The organism is Rhodoferax sp., from assembly GCF_028714215.1.
Taxonomy (GTDB): domain Bacteria; phylum Pseudomonadota; class Gammaproteobacteria; order Burkholderiales; family Burkholderiaceae_C; genus Rhodoferax.
Map to the genome: position 1 here is coordinate 25876 of NZ_JAQTMS010000031.1, position 16921 is coordinate 42796.

14 protein-coding genes and 1 pseudogene are annotated in these 16921 nt (G+C 62.3%); 1 reads left to right on the top strand and 14 read right to left on the bottom strand.

What is annotated here, in order from left to right; translation table 11 throughout:
• Positions 1–63 precede the first annotated feature (63 nt).
• A complete protein-coding gene (locus tag PHS32_RS14665) occupies positions 64–1329 on the bottom strand; it encodes an MFS transporter (protein WP_301079772.1) in 1266 nt (421 codons plus the stop codon).
• Complete coding sequence (locus PHS32_RS14670; protein WP_301079773.1) at positions 1322–1960, bottom strand: DUF2239 family protein; 639 nt, start codon at positions 1958–1960, stop codon at positions 1322–1324. The genes PHS32_RS14665 and PHS32_RS14670 overlap by 8 nt, the downstream gene beginning before the upstream one ends.
• 215 nt (positions 1961–2175) lie before the next feature.
• Here PHS32_RS14670 and PHS32_RS14675 point away from each other — a divergent pair, with 215 nt between their 5' ends.
• Positions 2176–3162, top strand: a complete 987-nt coding sequence (locus PHS32_RS14675) for an aldo/keto reductase (protein WP_301079774.1) — start codon at positions 2176–2178, stop codon at positions 3160–3162.
• Here PHS32_RS14675 and PHS32_RS14680 read toward each other — a convergent pair.
• From PHS32_RS14680 to PHS32_RS14735, 12 genes and pseudogenes are all read right to left on the bottom strand, one after another.
• Complete coding sequence (locus PHS32_RS14680; protein WP_301079775.1) at positions 3152–4174, bottom strand: XdhC family protein; 1023 nt, start codon at positions 4172–4174, stop codon at positions 3152–3154. The two genes, PHS32_RS14675 and PHS32_RS14680, sit on opposite strands and share 11 nt — an antisense overlap.
• 24 nt (positions 4175–4198) lie before the next feature.
• A pseudogene (locus tag PHS32_RS14685) lies at positions 4199–4487 on the bottom strand (isochorismatase family protein); the annotation flags it as partial.
• Positions 4488–4507: 20 nt separating this feature from the next.
• Positions 4508–5245, bottom strand: coding sequence for an ABC transporter ATP-binding protein (locus tag PHS32_RS14690; protein WP_301079799.1), 738 nt, complete (start codon positions 5243–5245; stop codon positions 4508–4510).
• A complete protein-coding gene (locus PHS32_RS14695) occupies positions 5245–6030 on the bottom strand; it encodes an ABC transporter ATP-binding protein (protein ID WP_301079800.1) in 786 nt (261 codons plus the stop codon). The genes PHS32_RS14690 and PHS32_RS14695 overlap by 1 nt, the downstream gene beginning before the upstream one ends.
• Before the next feature lie 23 nt (positions 6031–6053).
• Positions 6054–7952: an ABC transporter permease gene (locus PHS32_RS14700; protein WP_301079776.1), complete on the bottom strand. Its 1899-nt coding sequence runs from the start codon at positions 7950–7952 to the stop codon at positions 6054–6056.
• Positions 7953–8047: 95 nt separating this feature from the next.
• Positions 8048–9247: an ABC transporter substrate-binding protein gene (locus PHS32_RS14705; RefSeq protein ID WP_301079801.1), complete on the bottom strand. Its 1200-nt coding sequence runs from the start codon at positions 9245–9247 to the stop codon at positions 8048–8050.
• Positions 9248–9354: 107 nt separating this feature from the next.
• Positions 9355–9939: an amino acid synthesis family protein gene (locus PHS32_RS14710; protein WP_301079777.1), complete on the bottom strand. Its 585-nt coding sequence runs from the start codon at positions 9937–9939 to the stop codon at positions 9355–9357.
• Between the two features lie 40 nt (positions 9940–9979).
• Entirely contained in the window at positions 9980–10621 is a 642-nt protein-coding gene (locus PHS32_RS14715) for an amino acid synthesis family protein (protein ID WP_301079778.1), read from the bottom strand.
• Between the two features lie 19 nt (positions 10622–10640).
• Complete coding sequence (locus PHS32_RS14720) at positions 10641–11549, bottom strand: UPF0280 family protein (protein ID WP_301079779.1); 909 nt, start codon at positions 11547–11549, stop codon at positions 10641–10643.
• 12 nt (positions 11550–11561) lie between these two features.
• On the bottom strand, positions 11562–13169 hold the full coding sequence (locus PHS32_RS14725; protein ID WP_301079780.1) for a 6-hydroxynicotinate reductase: 1608 nt from the start codon (positions 13167–13169) through the stop codon (positions 11562–11564).
• A gap of 97 nt (positions 13170–13266) precedes the next feature.
• Entirely contained in the window at positions 13267–16053 is a 2787-nt protein-coding gene (locus PHS32_RS14730; protein WP_301079781.1) for a molybdopterin cofactor-binding domain-containing protein, read from the bottom strand.
• Positions 16046–16894 (bottom strand): xanthine dehydrogenase family protein subunit M, encoded by an 849-nt coding sequence (locus PHS32_RS14735; protein ID WP_301079782.1) that lies wholly within the window; start codon positions 16892–16894, stop codon positions 16046–16048. The genes PHS32_RS14730 and PHS32_RS14735 overlap by 8 nt, the downstream gene beginning before the upstream one ends.
• Positions 16895–16921 lie beyond the last annotated feature (27 nt).

A 16921-nucleotide genomic window follows, 5' to 3' on the forward strand; every position in this document is an offset into this window, starting at 1 on the left:
CCATGATGAGCGCGACTTTAGCGCACCGACCTCGGGCCGGTCGAAACATCAAGGTGGCCGGGGTCAGTGCGGTTCCAGTGTTCCTGCTTCACGCCGGCTCGCATGGGAGCTGTTGCGCTGGCGGCGAAAGTGAACGATCGCCAGACACAGCGATGCCAGCTGCAGTGCCGAGCAAAAATAGAATGGCGCGCCAATGCGCCAATCGCCCCGGGGGTAGTGCGAAACCAGGGCCAGCAAGGGCGCTGCCAGCATCGGCGCCAGCACCGCCATCAAGCTGTTGAGCGAACTCACCGCACCCAGCGTCTGGCCCTGGCTGCGGCTGTCCGCCGCTGATGAAATCAGGCTCTGCACCGAAGCGGCCACCGTCACGCCAAAGATATTCACGCCGATGACGACGTACATCATCCAGCCCTCGGTCGCGGCACCCCACAGGGCGCAGGCCAACGCCGACGAGATCAGGCCCAGGATGGCCAGGCGCTGCGGGGAAAAGCGCTTCAGCAGACGTCCCAGCAGGAACCCCTGCACGGCCACCGACACCAGGCCCACCATGGCCAGCGACCAGCCATTCTCCAGCGGGCCCCAGCCAAACTTGAAGCTGCTGTAGAGCACCCAGCTGGTGTACAGCACGAACTGCGCCAGACCGCTGAAGGCGACCACGCCGACCAGCGGACCCACCCCCCTGAGTTGCGCCAGCTTGCGCAAGGAAGCCACCGGGTTGGCCGAGCGCCAGCTGAACGCTTTGCGCTGCGCGATGGGCAAGGACTCCGGCAGCACAAAATAGCCGTACAGCAAATTGACCATGGCCAGAACCCCGGCGACGAGAAACGGGAGCTGTAAATTGATGGCGCCCAGCAGCCCGCCCATGACCGGGCCGACGATGAAACCCAGCCCCATCATGGCGCCCAGCAAGCCGAAGCGTTTGGTCCGCTGCTCGGGCGGCGTGATGTCGGCCACGTAAGCGTTGGCGATGGCGGCATTGGCCTGCATGGCACCGGCCGCCACCCGCACGGCGATCAAGACCCACAAGGCGGTGGCGAACGCGGTGCCGAAAAAGCTGACGCCCAAACCCAGAAAGCCCAGCAGCAACACCGGCCGGCGGCCGAAATGGTCGGACAGGGCACCGAGTACCGGCGACATCAGGAAATTGGAGAAGCCGAAGGAAAAGGCGATGACGCCGTACCAGTAAGCCTGATCGGATTTGGAGGCGGAGAAGCTGCCAACCAGCGCCGGCAGCACCGGAATGATCAGGCCGATGGCCACCATGTCGAGCAGCACGGTCAGCATGATGAAGGGCATCGCGGCGTCACGCGAGCGCAGGGTCTTAAGCATGGCGAGTGTCCTGAACCGACCCGTCGGCAGCGACTTGAAAAGCCGGTCCGGCCAACTGCTGCAGGTGCGTCTGCACGTCGCTTGGCCAGGACGCCAGCAGCGCGTCGAACTTGCCGCGGTCGGCGGCAAAAAGCGCGCGTGCCGCCTCTTCAAAACCATCCAGATTGCCGGCCATGGCGGACATGAACCGGTAGGCTGCGGTTTGCGCCTGGCGCACGCTGTCGCTTGAGGAATTGGCCCGCTTGGCCTGTTCCACCAGCTTGCGCAAGGCGACCGAGGCGCCGCCGGGCTGGCTGCTCAGCCATTCCCAATGGCGCGGCAACAAAGTCACCTCGCGCGCCACCACGCCCAGCCGCGGCCGGCCCGGCCCGGCGGGTGCGGCACGCGGCGTTTCATCGGTGGACGGTGCCGCCTCCTTGGCCGGCACATTGAGCCGGCGCAACATCTGTGCCGGGGTGCCGCGACAGTCAAAATCGATCAGTTCGCTGGTCACCGCATTGAATACCAGTATTCGGGCCAGCGGGTGCGCGTCGGAGGTTTCCTTGACCTTGAGCGCCACCACCGGGAGCGGGCCAGCCGCTATTTTCTGATTGCCATCGAACGCGATATAGGGGGGAGCTGATGGGTCCACTGGGGTCTTTCTTCGGACATTGAAGGAGTGCAAATTATACCCGGATAAAACATACTTTAACTATATTACCCGGATTTAATGTAACGGTTTCAATTTTGTCCTGTTTTCAATGGTTTCTGGTGCTTATAAACGTCGACCCGATGTCCGGCTACTGGTTGCATCACAGCAAGGAAGCCCGACTCCAGCCAAAATGGTGAATTCAAAGGAGAAGCACGATGCAAACACGCCGACTGGGTCAATCCGCCCTTCAGGTTTCAATGCAGGGACTTGGCTGCATGGGCATGTCCGAGTTTTACAGCGGGCGCGACGACACGGCATCCATCGCCACCATCCACCGCGCGCTGGATCTGGGCGTCAATTTCCTCGACACCGCCGATATGTATGGCGTCGGCAAAAATGAGGAATTGGTCGGCAAAGCCATCGCCGGCCGCCGCCAGGGCCTCATCCTGGCGACCAAATTCGGCAACATGCGGGGCGAAGACGGATCCTTCAGGGGCGTCAATGGACGGCCCGACTATGTACGTGCCTGCTGCGATGCCAGCCTCAAGCGCCTGGGCGTGGAGGTCATCGACCTCTATTACCAGCACCGCGTCGACCCCAATGTGGCTATCGAAGACACGGTCGGAGCCATGGCTGAACTGGTGCAGGCCGGCAAGGTGCGCTATATCGGCTTGTCCGAAGCCGCCCCCGACACGATTCGACGGGCCCATGCCGTGCATCCCGTCACGGCCTTGCAAACCGAATATTCACTCTGGAGCCGTGAGCCCGAGGAGGAACTGCTATCCACGGTTCGTGCTCTGGGTATCGGTTTTGTCGCCTACAGTCCCCTGGGCCGCGGTTTTCTGACCGGTGCCTTCAAGACGCCCGACGACTTTGCGCCGGACGACTACCGCCGTCATGCGCCGCGCTTTCAGGGAGAGAATTTCCGGAAGAATCTTGCCCTGGTGGAAGAAGTTCAGGCCATCGCTGCCGGTCTGGGCTGCACGGCGGCCCAGTTGGCCCTGGCCTGGGTCATGGCACAAGGCACTGACATTGTTCCCATCCCTGGCACCAAGCGCATCGCTTTGCTTGAGCAAAACATCGCGGCCTGCGATCTGGTGCTTTCAAACGAAATTCTCGCGCGCCTGGACCGTGTGATGCCCGCCGGAGTCGCCACCGGGCAGCGCTACGCGCCGGCATCCATGCAGATGCTCAACCTCTGAGGAACTGGCCGCTTCGGCCGTCGGCGGTCGATACGGCAGAGGGCGTCGAGTTCCTGGCCTGAACGATCTCGGCCACAATGGAAACGGCAATTTCTGCTGGCATCTTGGCGCCGATGGCCAAACCGACCGGACCGTGCAATCGTCCCATTTCTTCGACAGTCAGATCAAAGTGTTCGATCAGTCGCTCCTTTCGGAGCTGCTGGTTGCGCCGCGATCCGAGGGCCCCGACGTAGAAGGCCTGGGATCGCAGCGCCTCGATCAGCGCCATGTCGTCCAGTTTGGGGTCGTGCGTGAGGGCAACGATGGCAGTGTGGGCGTCGGGCACCATTTGGCGCACGACATCGTCGGGCATGCCTTCGACATGGCGCGCAACCGGCACGCCAGCAGCCAGGGTGGCTGCGTATTCTTCACGCGGGTCGCATACCAGCACTTCGAAATCGAGCAGCACCGCAATTTGCGCAACCGTCTGCGACAATTGTCCTGCACCAATCAGCAGCAAACGCCATTTGGGACCGAACACGGTGGTCAACGTCAAGCCGTCAAACACAAGGCCCTGTCCCCGCAACGCGCCGGCCAGCAACACGGCGCCGCTGCTCAGGGTCAGCGTTCGTGCCACCAATTCGTGCGCGGCGGTGCGCGTCAGCAGTTGTTCGATCCAGTTGCTGTCCAGCAAGGGCTCCTGCAGCAGTCGCAAGGTGCCGCCGCAGGGGATGCCGAAATGGGCGGCTTCGTCCTTGCTGACGCCGTAGCTGATCATGGTCGGTCGCTCCAGCACGGGCGCAGCACCGTTGACCGACTGGAGTCTAGCCCTGGTGCGTGCGATCAGATCGTCCTCAACGCAACCGCCCGATACCGAGCCGCTTACCAGCCCGTCATCCCGCACCGCCAGCAACGCACCCGGCGGGCGTGGTGCGCTGCCCCAGGTTTCCACAACGGTGACCAGGGTAGCGGCATGATTGGCGCGGCGCCAGTGCAGCGCATCGGCGAGAACTTTGAGGTCAAGGCTTTCCATGGGCTGCCATTTTTTGTCCGAGTACTAGCCCAGTTCGAAATCGCCCGACTGGATTCGTTTGACACCCTTGGCGCTCGTCTGCTTCCAGACCAGTCACGAACACGGTTTTGATACCGCGCTGCTTCAGGTAACCGGCCAACCCGGTTGTCGTCTTGTGGTCGGTTTCCTCCAAAGCGCAGTAGCTACCCAGGCTCTTGTGATAGCCCTTGCGCACAATGATCTGGGCGGTCGGCAGCTTGAGGCCCTTGTGCAGGGCGGCATCGTCAGTGCCCTGCACGCAATGATCCGGCCACAGAACCTGTGTGCCATAGGACTGGACCATGAATGAACCCCTCATACACTCAGATAAGCGCGTCGCACCTCTTCATTGTGTGAAAGCTCCTTCATGCTCGCCTGATAACGAATCTGTCCCTTCTCGAGGACATAGGCCCGATCAGAGACCAACTCGGCAAAGTGCATGTTCTGCTCGGACAGCAGAATGCTCACGCCTTGCGCCTTGAGTGCCAGGATCATGTGGGCCATCTGCTCCACAATCACCGGGGCCACGCCCTCGGAGGGTTCATCCAGCAGAACCAGATAGGGGTTTCCCATCAAGGTGCGTGCGATCGTCAGCATCTGCTGCTCGCCGCCGCTCATGCGGCCACCCATCCGGTTGCACATCTCACCCAGGTTCGGAAACAACTCGAACAGGCGCTCGCACGTCCACAATGGCGCCGCGCTGCCGTCCGCCCACTGGCGCGCGCGCTGTCGGCCAACCGCCAGGTTTTCCATCACCGTCAGATCGGTAAAGATGCGACGGTCTTCCGGCACATACCCCAAACCCAGGCGCGCCGCCTGATGCGGTTCACTGCGGGAAATATCCTGGCCCAGAAACGTCACCGTGCCGCGCCGCTTGGACAGCATGCCGATAAGGGCCTTGAGCGTGGTCGATTTGCCGGCGCCATTGCGCCCCATCAGTGCCACGACCTCACCGCGCTGGACCTTGAGGTCCACGTCATAAAGGATTTGCGCCGCGCCATACCAGGCGGCCAGACCACGGGCCTCGAGCAATGTGGTACCGGTAGCGGCCATCATGCGTTCTCCCCAGCCACTTCTGCGGTCAATCTCTCGAAGGTTTTGCCGCTGCCGAAGTAGACCTCCTGCACCTTGGGGTGATCACGGATTTCAAGCGGTGCGCCCTCGGCGATGAGGCGGCCCCGTGCCAGCACGATCATGCGGTCGGCATAGGCGAACACCACGTCCATGCTGTGCTCCGTGAACAGTACCGCGATGTTGCGGTCAATGACCAGCTGTTTGGTCAGCGCCATCAGTTCGTTGCGCTCCTTCGGGGCCATTCCCGCGGTCGGTTCGTCCATCAACAGCAGCGCCGGGTCATTCGCCATGGCGATCGCGAGCTCCACGCGCTTGACGTCGCCGTAGGCCAGTACGTTGCACGAGCGCTCCGCCTGCGCTTTCATGCCGACCTGCTCCAGCACGGCCAAGGCGTCATCGCGCCGGTAGTCGCTGGCACGTCGCCACATCGAGAATAGCTTCCCGTCCTGCGACAGCAGCGCCATCTGCACGTTTTCAACCACCGTCAGCGAGGCAAAGGTCTCCGCAATCTGGAAGGTGCGGCCAACGCCGCGCCGCCAGATCTCGCGCGGCTTGCGCCCCACCAGTTCCAGCCCGTTGAGCTGGATCGAGCCGCTGTCGGCACGCAACTGCCCGTTCACCATGTTGAAGGTGGTCGATTTGCCGGCGCCATTGGGGCCAATCAGTGCCAGCAACTCTCCTGCGGCCAGGTCGAAATGGATGCCGTCCACGGCCCTCACACCGCCAAACGATTTGCCAAGGCCGGCGACCCGCAACAGCGGCACTGATGATGTTGTGGCGATGGCTGTCATACGCCGGTCTCCTGTTTTTCCCGGTGGCGATCGGCTAATTGCTTGACGAAACCGGCAATTCCCTGCGGGAACAACAGCACCAGAATGATGATGATGGCACCCAGCATGGCGCGCCAGTAATCGGTATTGCGGGCCACCGTGTCATGCAGCCAGGTGAAGGTGACGGCACCGACAACCGGCCCGGCCAGCGTCTGGATGCCACCCAGCAGGACCATCACCAGACCATCCACGGATTTTCCAACGGACAGGGTCTCGGGCGATATGCTGCCCTTGGAAAAGGCATAGAGCGCGCCGGCCAGTCCGGCAAAGGTACCGGCAATCATGAAGGCCAGCCACTGCATCCGCTTGACATCGATGCCGATTGCATCGGAACGCAACACGGAATCGCGTCCGGCGCGCAAAGCGTAGCCAAAGGGCGAGAACAGGATGCGACGCAGCAGCAGGACGCCCGCGACGACCATGAACAAGGTAAGGTAGTAGTAGTTCTGCCTGTCGGCCAACCACTGGGCCGGCCAGACACCGGTCAGGCCGTTGCTGCCGCCGGTGAAGCTATCCCATTGGTAAGTGATGGCCCAGGTGATCTGGGCGAACGCCAGTGTCAGCATGGCCAGGTAGACGCCCGACAGGCGCACTGCGAACCAGCCGAAGATCAGGGCGCCAAGCGCTGACACGAGCGGCGCCAGCAACAGGGAAAGCTCCATTGGCATGCCGGTGCTGCGCACCAGCAGCGCTGCCCCGTAAGCACCCAGACCGAAATAGGCGGCATGCCCGAACGAATGCATTCCGGCAGGGCCCATGATGAAGTTCAGGCTGGCCGCAAACAGGGCGGCCACCAGCAGATCGATCATCAACACGATGGTGTAGGGTGAACCGGCGGTGACGGTCGGCAGCGCGACCAAGGCCAGACCCAGCAAGGCGGCGGCAATGACGTAAGTCTTGCTGGCGCGGCGCAGCGGCTCCTCCGGGAGCCCCACGTAGCGGCTGGGGGCCTGGGGGCGCCCCATCAGGCCCCAGGGGCGGGCCACCAGCACTGTGGCCATCACCAGAAATTCGACCACCAGGGTCAGTTTTGAAAACGACAGGCTGACTCCCGCGATTTCCACCACGCCCAGCCAGATGCAGACGGCCTTGATTTCAGCAATCAGCAGGGCCGCTGCATAGGCACCGGGAATGGAACCCATGCCGCCCACCACCACCACGACAAAGGCCGCGCCGATGGTGTTCAGGTCCATCTCCATGCTGGCCGGCTCGCGTGGTAGTTGCAGGGCACCACCCAGGCCGGCCAGCAATGCGCCGAGCGCAAATACGGCCGTGAACAGCCAGGCCTGATTCACCCCCAGCGCACTGACCATTTCCCGGTCCTGGGTCGCGGCCCGAACCAGCGTACCCCAGCGTGTGCGGGTCAGCAGCAACCAGAGCAGGCCCAGCACGACCGGTCCGACCACGATCAGAAACAGGTCATAGGACGGAAAGGAACGCCCCAGGATTTGTACCGCACCCGAGAGTCCGGGCGCCCGGGGTCCCAGCAGTTCATCAGGACCCCAGAACCAGAGTACGGCATCCTTGATGACCAGCACCAGCGCAAAAGTGGCCAGCAACTGGAACAGTTCAGGTGCCTTGTAGATGCGCCGCAGCAGCAGCATTTCAATCAGCGCGCCCAGCACACCCACGGCAACGGCCGCCAGCAGCAGAGCCGGCCAAAACCCGAGTCCGGTGCCAAGGTGACTCACCAGCGTGTAGGCCACGTAGATGCCAACCATGAAGAACGAACCGTGCGCAAAATTCACGATGCGCGTGACGCCAAAGATCAGCGACAGGCCGGCTGCCACCAAGAACAGAGACGAAGCACCCGCCAGCCCGTTGAGCAATTGGGCCAAAAAGCCTGAAAAATTCATTCCATCCCTTCAATACCATGGGCCTGACCTGGCGCGTTTGGACCGGACCAGAGCCGGTCCAAACGCGAGAAAGTTACCCCGACAAAGCGGCTTGATCAGTCCGGCGCGCGCAATTTGGCGACGTCGGCATCGGATGGCAGGTACCTGGCACCGTCGAGGTAGGTGTAGTCGACCATCACGCCCTTGCCGCCATCATTCTTGGTTTTACCCACATAGGCCCCCATGGTGGACTGGTTGTCTTGCGCACGGTAGCTGATCTTGCCGAAAGGACTATCGACCTGCAGACCCTTGAAGGCCGCCACCAGTTTTTCTGTTTCACTGCTCTTGGCTTTCTTCAAGCCCGCCACAATCGATTTGACGGCGGTGTAGCCCACCACCGACCCCAGGCGCGGATAGTCCTTGTACTTGCCCTGATAGGCGTCCAGGAACGCCTTGTGCTCGGGTGTCTGAATACCGTACCAGGGATAGCCGGTGACGATCCAGCCGTTGGGCGCCTCGTCCTTGAGCGGATCCAGGTACTCGGGCTCGCCGGTCAGCACGCTGACCACCGCGCGACCCTGGAACAGCCCGCGCGTATTGCCCTCGCGAACGAACTTCGACAGATCGGCACCGAAGAGCACGTTGAAGATCGCGTCCGGTTTGGCATCAGCCAGCGCCTGCACCACGCTGCCTGCGTCGAGCTTGCCCAGCGGCGGCGCCTGCTCGGCGACGAACTCCACATCCGGCTGCGCCGCTTTCAGCAACTGCTTGAACGCGGCGACCGCCGACTGGCCGTACTCGTAATTGGGATAGACAACGGCCCAGCGCTTCTTCTTCAACTTGACGGCCTCCGGCACCAGCATGGCGGCCTGCATGTAGGTGCCCGGGCGCAGGCGGTAGGTGTACTTGTTGCCGCCGCCCCAGATGATCTTGTCGGTCAGGGGTTCGCCGGCCAGGAAGAAGAACTTCTTCTGTTTGGCGAAGTCGGCAACTGCCAAGCCGGTGTTGGACAGGAAGGTACCCATCAGAACGTCAACCTTTTCGCGGGAGATCAGCTCTTCGGCGACGCGCACGGCATCGCCTGGATTGGCGTTGTCGTCACGCGTGACCAGTTCGATCTGCTTGCCATTGACACCGCCCGCTGCGTTGGCCTCGGCGATGGCGAGCTCCATGCCCTTCTTGTAGGGTTCAAGGAAAGCGGGCTGCGCCTTGTAGCTGTTGACCTCGCCGATCTTCACGACGCCCTGGGCATGCGCCGACGTCAAAAGAACCAGGGTGGCCGCAAAACTGGTCGTGTGCAGCATCGTTCTTAGCATCTTCATATCAAAAGTCTCCTCAATTAAAAAAGTAAAACTACCGCGGGCGAATCAGGTTAGGGCCTGTTCACCCTATTTTTATCTCGCAAAAATAGTGTCAACGGGCCCTAGCGCAGTCCGTCCTGACCCACTATCTCACTCGCTTGCAATCCGCCGATGCGTGCCAGCGGTCGCCCGCTGGCCGTAACGACGACCGCCACCACGATCTCGCTGGCTCGGGGTGCATCGCTGACCCGCGCCTCCATGGCGTCAAAGTGGCTGCGCACAAAAGCCGCATCCTTGTGACCCAAAGGCACATCGAGCGCCGTGCCGAGCCCGCCCATCTTCTTGGCCGAAGGCACCAGGGCGGCGCCTTTTTCGACCGCCTTGCGCAGCGGCGCCCCGAGCTTGGGGTGCAGGATGGCCGCCGCATGTTCGAGCTCACCGGCCTCGCCAACAATGGCGCCCTTGCCGTAGCTTTGCGCCTGGCTTGGCAGGATGCCCAGGGCCTGCACGCACTTTTGCCCCAACAGGCCACCGAGCTCATCACCGATTGCGATCAACTCGTCGAGGTTTTCCGAATAGCGCCCGGCAAAAGGGTTTTCAATCACCGCCATGGCCAGCGCCCTGCGTGTCGGCGGATCGATCGGCCGGCCCATCTCGATGCGGGTTTCATCGACTTGGACAATCACTTTTCGAATTTTTGCGTTCATGGTATTTCCTTCAATGTTGGAGCGACGGCTGTTTGAGACCTCAACGCAGTCCGTCCCACAGGCTGATGGCACTGGCGGCAAGGCCACCGACCCGTGCATGGACACGCGCTCCGGTACTCATCGCCAGAATGAAAACAATTTCATCCGACTTGGGCGAGCCCGGAACCCGCACTTCGATGGCGTCAAAATGGCTGCGCACGTAACTGGCATTGATGTGCGTGAGCGGCACATCCAGGGCAGCGCCGGGTCCAGCCACTTTTTTGGTCGAGGGCACGATCGCCAAGGCATTTCCCGGTTGCCCCGTTTTCAGCTCTCCCTGCCCCTTGGCATAGGCCTTGGGGTCGCCTTTCCAACCCAGCAGTTCGCGCATCGCGTAACCGCCCGGCACATGCCACAGCGCACCGTGTTCCAGCTCACCGGCGGCACCCACAATGGCACCTTTTCCGTAACCCTCGATACGTTCTACCGGCACGTTCATCGCCGAGCGCAGGCGCTGCGCCATTTCGACGCCAACCGGTTGCAGTGCTTCCATCATCGGCAAGATGTCAGGTTCGTAGCGGCCCGCAAAGGGGTTGGTCAGCACTGCGGCAATGGCCCCGCGCAGCAGAGGTGTAGCGGCAACCGGACCAAATTCGTGCTGAATTTGCTCCACGTGGGTAAAGACTCGTCGAATTTCAATCATTGTTTTGACTCCATTGATTTCACGCAAATACCATGCCAGGCTGCTTGTGCAGGAGTCGACTTGCTGCCGTCGGCAGCCACGCGCCGCCGGTGGTCGCAAGCTGGTTTTGGCACACCAGTGCGGCAGACCAGATCAAGCCGGCGCCACGCAATTCCTGGGCACGCGTCAGCCCCGCGGACAAGGCTTGGCGCACCAGCTCGGGTTCGAGTCGCGCCACAGCCACCGTCACTGGCAGGGCGCCGAGGTCGGTGTCGTCGGTCAGTTCGCAAGCCGGCCGACGTTGGATCCGCGCGTCAATCAGGTTGACGGCATTGGCAATCACGGTTGCCGCTGCGTCGGCCTGCGCAGCCGTGCGCGCCAGCACAGTCACGCTGTCGGCGATGCCCAGTGAAAAACTGCGGCCACGCCAACCGCTGGTGGCGATGCCGCGAACTGGCATGGCACTGAAAACTTCAAACTGACCGTCGGTACCAATGCCGCTTTGAAGTTCCTGCAGATCCAGGTTGGCCAAATCCGCATACAGACCGATTCGCAACGATTGGCCAGGCGCCAGGTGCAGGGCGATGTCGCCCCCGTTGTTGATCCAGGCGCGCGACACGCCGTCCCTTTCGTAACAACTGACAAGCTCCTGCGCCACGGCGCCCGCCACGGCTGCCATGGGGGTGATGAAAGCGGCATTGAAAGGCCGACAGGCTTGCCACATGCGCCGGGCGATGGCGCCATGCATGGGGCACTCGTCGCCGACCGGACGCCGCAGCACGGGAAGTTCTTGCACCAGTTCATCGAGGATACCGGTGAAGCGTTGCCAGGCATCCGCGTGCGCCATGGCCATTGCGTCCGCAGTGCCACTGGCTCCGATGATGATGTCGATCGGACCGTGCTGAAAATGCCAGCGGCCGTCCGGGAGTTGTGTCCGCTGCGCGTTCATGACGAGCGCATTTCAGCCCAGCATGGGCGCTTGCCCCAGCGGCCAGGGATTACCGATCGGCTGCGGCGCCCACTGCCGTGCCGTAGGTGCACCTTCATCGTGCCAGGCGCCCCGCTCAAGGGCTTCTTTCAAGCTGCGCACATAGTCCATATGGCCTCCCAGCGCGCGGTAGTCGTCAAGCTTCATGCAAAACTCAATCGGCGCGATGATCGCCGGTGTCGGCACGGTTCCGAAGCTGTGATCGGGCATGCGCATGACATCGACCATCACCGTGATGCCGCCGCCAGGCCAGACGTAGGCGGGTGCCCCGCCGCAGGTCACATTGACCAGCGCGTTCTTGATGGCACGGGTCAGCAGAATCGGGTTCTGGGTCACGCCGGCGCGCAGACTGCCACCGGCACCGGCGAGAAAGAGGACCGTCGAGAGAGACGGTTCACAATTTTCACCAATGCGCTCGACGACACGGCGCACCTCGGCCGGCATCTCCTGCTCGACCGGGCGCAGTTGTTGGTCCAGCACGTACCAGCTCGCGTGCTCGCCGGTGGTCGACGTCATCAGCAGGCGCAAACCGGGCCAGGCTTTGTTCGCATCCCAACCTTCGATGATGGACAGCGGATCGGTGAGGTCGGTGCCACCCCATCCAGTTCCCGGATTGGCGACCTGAAAATAACGTCCGGGCGTCGATTTTCGTCCTTGCATCTTGATCCCGGAGGCACGCATGTCCAGACAATGACCTGACTGGTGCTCGGTCAGTACGCCGGTGATGTGATCGTCGACCACCACCACTTCGTCCACGATACCCGCCAGTTGCTCGGCAAAAATCCCGACCGTGGCCGAGCCGCAGCCCAGTCGCATGCGTTTTTCCTCGACACCGTTGACAACCGGCGCACGGCCGGCCTGAATCAGAATCTGCGAGCCGCCGTCGATCATGAACTCGACTGCTTGCTTGTTGCCCAACGCGGCCATCATTTCGGCGGTGACGCGCCCCTCTTTCTTGCTGCCGCCGGTCAAGTGATGGACACCGCCAAGCGAAAGCATCTGCGAACCGTATTCGGCCGTCGTCACATGGCCGACGACTTCGCCCTTGCAACGCACGTTGGCCTGTTCCGGGCCCAGGTAGCGGTCGGTATCGATCTTTACCTTGAAACTGCAGTAGCTGAAGATCCCTTCCGTAACCACTGTGACCAAATCAACACCTGCGGCCTGGGATGAGACGATGAAGGGGGCTGGCTTGTAATCGGGATAGGTGGTCGATGCGCCGACACCGGTAATGAACACATCGTCAGCGAGCGCAATCTCCGTGCTGTCGGTTGGCGTTGGCGCCATCACGCCATCAGCCCCGATGCGTCCGCCCAGCGGGACCACGGCCGCCTCGCCGTCAGCCAGGCGACGACGCAGCATCAGCACCGGATCGACGCGTACCAGGGTGCCGCAGCGGTTGGCATAGCGGTCGCAGGCACCACTGCGGCCGTTCGAGATCTGGCACAGCACCGGGCACGCATTGCACTCGATTTTGTCGCTGATCAGCCGCTCGCCGCGTGGCCGCAGCGGCTGCGCTGCCTGCGCAGGCGTCGAGGCCTCCATGCCTGGCAAGCCATCAGTTCTAGTATGTTCGGCCATGATTATTAATGTAGTGTTACCTTAATTAATATGTTGTGTATGCTACATTTTTGAAAATGTAGCATAGCAAAACAGACACGCTATCGGTATTTACCCGTCATCGCGTCAGGAGGGCGCGGCGCACACGATCCGGCGTCGCCGGAATTTGCCGCACACGCACTCCGATGGCGTCGTAAATCGCATTCAGAATGGCTGGCGCAGTGGCCACCAGCGCCGGCTCACCCACTCCTTTGGCACCATAGGGTCCGAGTGGCTCCTTGTCTTCGATGATATGAACCGTGATAGGCGGAACGTCGCCCACCGTGGGGATCATGTAGTCGTGCAGATTGTCGGTGCGACCGCTGATGTATTCTTCCATCATGGCCAGACCAAGTCCTTGTGCCACGCCACCGTGAATCTGTCCTTCAACCTGCGTCGGGTTGATGGCGCGGCCCACATCATGCGCTGCGTGGATGTGCAAAACCTTGACCGTGCCGGTTTCGATATCCACCTCAACCTCTGCAATCTGGGCGGCAAAACCGTAGCAGGCATAGGGCACGCCCTGGCCGTTGGCATCGAGCGGCACCGTCGGTGGGTTGAAGTAGCCGCGGCCAGAGATGAGGTCGCCGTACTGGTTGGCTGGCAGGGTGCCCAGATCCAAGTGTCTTTCAGCACCCCCCTCGGTGCCGCTAACAACCGTTCCCGCGACGCTCAGCATGGCATTCGGCCCGAGCCCCAGCAACTGTAGCAGCTGCTGGCGAATGTCCTCGCCTGCGAACTTGGCGGCATTGCCCGAGACGAAGGTCTGGCGCGAGGCCGACGACTTGCCGGCATCCTCGGTCAGATCCGTGTCGCCCATGACCTGGTCGACCAGCGCCACCGGCAGCCCGACCGCGTCGGCAAAAATCTGCGGCATCACGGTGCCGCTGCCCTGGCCGATTTCCTGCGCGCCGTTGTACAGAAACAGCCGGCCATTGCGGCGCAGCGCGCCGGTCATGGTCGACGGATTGGCGATCACCGTGTTGCCGATGCCGTACCACATGCTGGCAATGCCAACGCCGCGTCGCAACACGCCAGCGCCGGCCTCGGCCTGACGGTTGAAATCCTTGACCATCGCTTGCGCGCCGTGCCACGCCGGGCGCAATGCTTCCAGGCATTGCACCATGCCGACACTGGCCTGCAACACCTGTCCTGTGGCGGTTGGTTGACCCGCACGGATCGCGTTCTTGAGCCTGAATTCGAGCTGGTCGATACCGACTTTTTCGGCCAATTCGTCGAGCAAGGCCTCGGTCACGATATGGGCCTGCGGTACGCCAAACCCGCGGAAGGCGCCGGAGATGGCGTTGTTGGTGTACACCGCCCGCGTCAGTGCCCGCAAGTTCGGAACGTAGTAGGGCCCGGTCGCATGCACCGGGACCCGATTGGCGACGGTAGAACCCCAACTGGCGTAGGCGCCGGTGTTGAAATCACCATGAAAATCGAGCGCAGTCAGTTGGCCCTGCGCGTCGCAAGCAAAGCGGGCGCGGATACGTGACGGATGGCGCTTGGTCGTCGACTGCATGGATTCGGCCCGGCTGTAGACCGTGCGCACCGGCCGCTTCAGAAGCCAGGCTGCCAGCGCCAACAGGGGCTGGACAGAGACGTCAAGCTTGCCGCCAAATCCGCCGCCGATGGCAGAGGGCACGATGTGCACCACATGCTTGGGTAGTTTCAGCACATGTGCCACCTCATCCCGATCCATCACCGGTGTCTGGGTGCAGACAAAGACGCGTAGGCGCTGCTCGCCCAGCTGATTGAACACTTCGGCATAACCTGCCTCCGGTTCGATGTAGGCGTGTTCAACGTAGCCAGTGCGGTACTCATCTTCCGCCATGAAGGCCGACTCGCGAAGACTGGTCGCCACATCGCCCTTGACCACGCGGCCACGGCACAACACGTTTTCAGGCGCGAAATCGTGCAGCAGATCACCGGTCGCTGCCAATGCTTTTTCACTGGTGTCAAGCGGCGCCTCTGGCTGCCAGGTGATCGGGATATCCGACTCGGCAATGGCCTGCACCGCCTCCATGGCGCCGACGATCAGCAGGACCGCCTCGCCGCGCATGCGTACATGGTGTTCCGCCAGAACCGGTTGATCCTTCGGCTCCGGAAACACCGAAAAACTGTTCTCAGGCACATCTTTGGCGCTGAAGACCGCAACGACTTGCGGGTGCCGGCGCTTGAAGGAATCCAGGTCGCCGAGCGTGAATGTGGCCCGTGCATGCGGTGAGCGCACCGTGCGCAGCCATAGGCAATCCGGCGGGTAGTGGTCGGCGCCGAACTTCTCGGCACCGGTGATCTTGGCAACGCCGTCGAGCCTGGGCAGGCGCGCGCCTACGGCCTGACCAGCCGGCGGTTGCGGCAAAATGAATTCGCCCCGCGCCACCGCCAGCACCGCTTCGATGATCTTCCGATAACCGGTGCAGCGGCACAGGACACCGCCCAGGCCATCCTGCACCTGCTGCTCGGTGGGATCAGGATAACGACGCAGCACGTCGCTGGCAGCCATCAGCATGCCCGGCGTGCAAATCCCGCACTGTGCTGCACCATGTGCAAGAAAGGCCTGCTGTAGGCGATTGAGCTGGCCGTCACAGGCCAGTCCCTCGACCGTGGTGACGACCCGGTCCACGCACTGGCCAACCGGAGTGATGCAGGCGCAAACCTGTTCGCCGTCGAGCAAAACGGTGCAGGCGCCGCAATCACCCGCATGGCAGCCGATTTTGGTCCCGGTCAAACCAAGGTCATCGCGCAACACATCCGACAAGCGTTTGCTGGGTGCAGTCAAAACGTCAACCGTCTTGCCGTTCAAATTCAAACGGAGGGTCTGCGGCACCTGAGCTGGCGTCGTCATTTGTAGTGGGTCATTCATGGAGGGCCTCTTCAATGGCTCGTTTAACCAGCGTCAAGGCCGCGTCACGTCGGTAGACTCCGCTGCCGCGCACGTCGTCGATCGGTGTCAGCGAAGCGAGGTCAGACGCCTCGACCAATCCCGACAGGCCGGGCCAGGCCTGCCGGCCGATCAGTCTATGTTCCAGCGTCCTCAGGCGCTGGGCCACCGCCGAACAGGACCCCACCGCGATCCCGGCATAGGTAATCACGCCGGCCGCGTCGACCTCGATGACAGCCGACACCATGGCGATTGAAATCACCAGGTAGCGCCGGTGTCCAAGCTTGATGAAACTGGACCTGGCCGCGCCACGCTTGGGAACCAGGATGCCCGTCACGAGCTCGCCAGGGAGCAGGGCGGTCTTGCGCGGACCCAGCACAAACCCGGTCAGCGGCACGCTGCGCGTACCCGCCAACGACGAAATTTCGATTTGCGCATCAAGTGCCATCAGGGCTGGGACGCCATCGGCAGCGGGCGATGCATTGCAGATATTGCCGGCCACGGTGCCGCTGTTTTGCACCTGCATGCCGCCAATATCCCGTGCCGCCGACTGCAGCCCGCGAAATTGCGCCGGCAGCTTGGCCCGAACCACTTGGCTCCATGTGACGGTGGCACCAATGCGCCAATGCAAGCCTTCATCGACCAGGGTTCGCAATGACGCAATGGCAGTGATGTCGAGAAGGGCCTCCGTGATGATCTGCCCGCTGCGCGCAGCATAGAAATCAGTGCCCCCCGCCAGCACCGTCAAAGGCGTTGTGGCCAATGCGGTCAAGGCCTCATCAAGCGTCTTTGGGCGCAGATAAACACCTGTGCTGCTAGTCAATTTTCGGTCTCCCATGCTGGTCGGTTT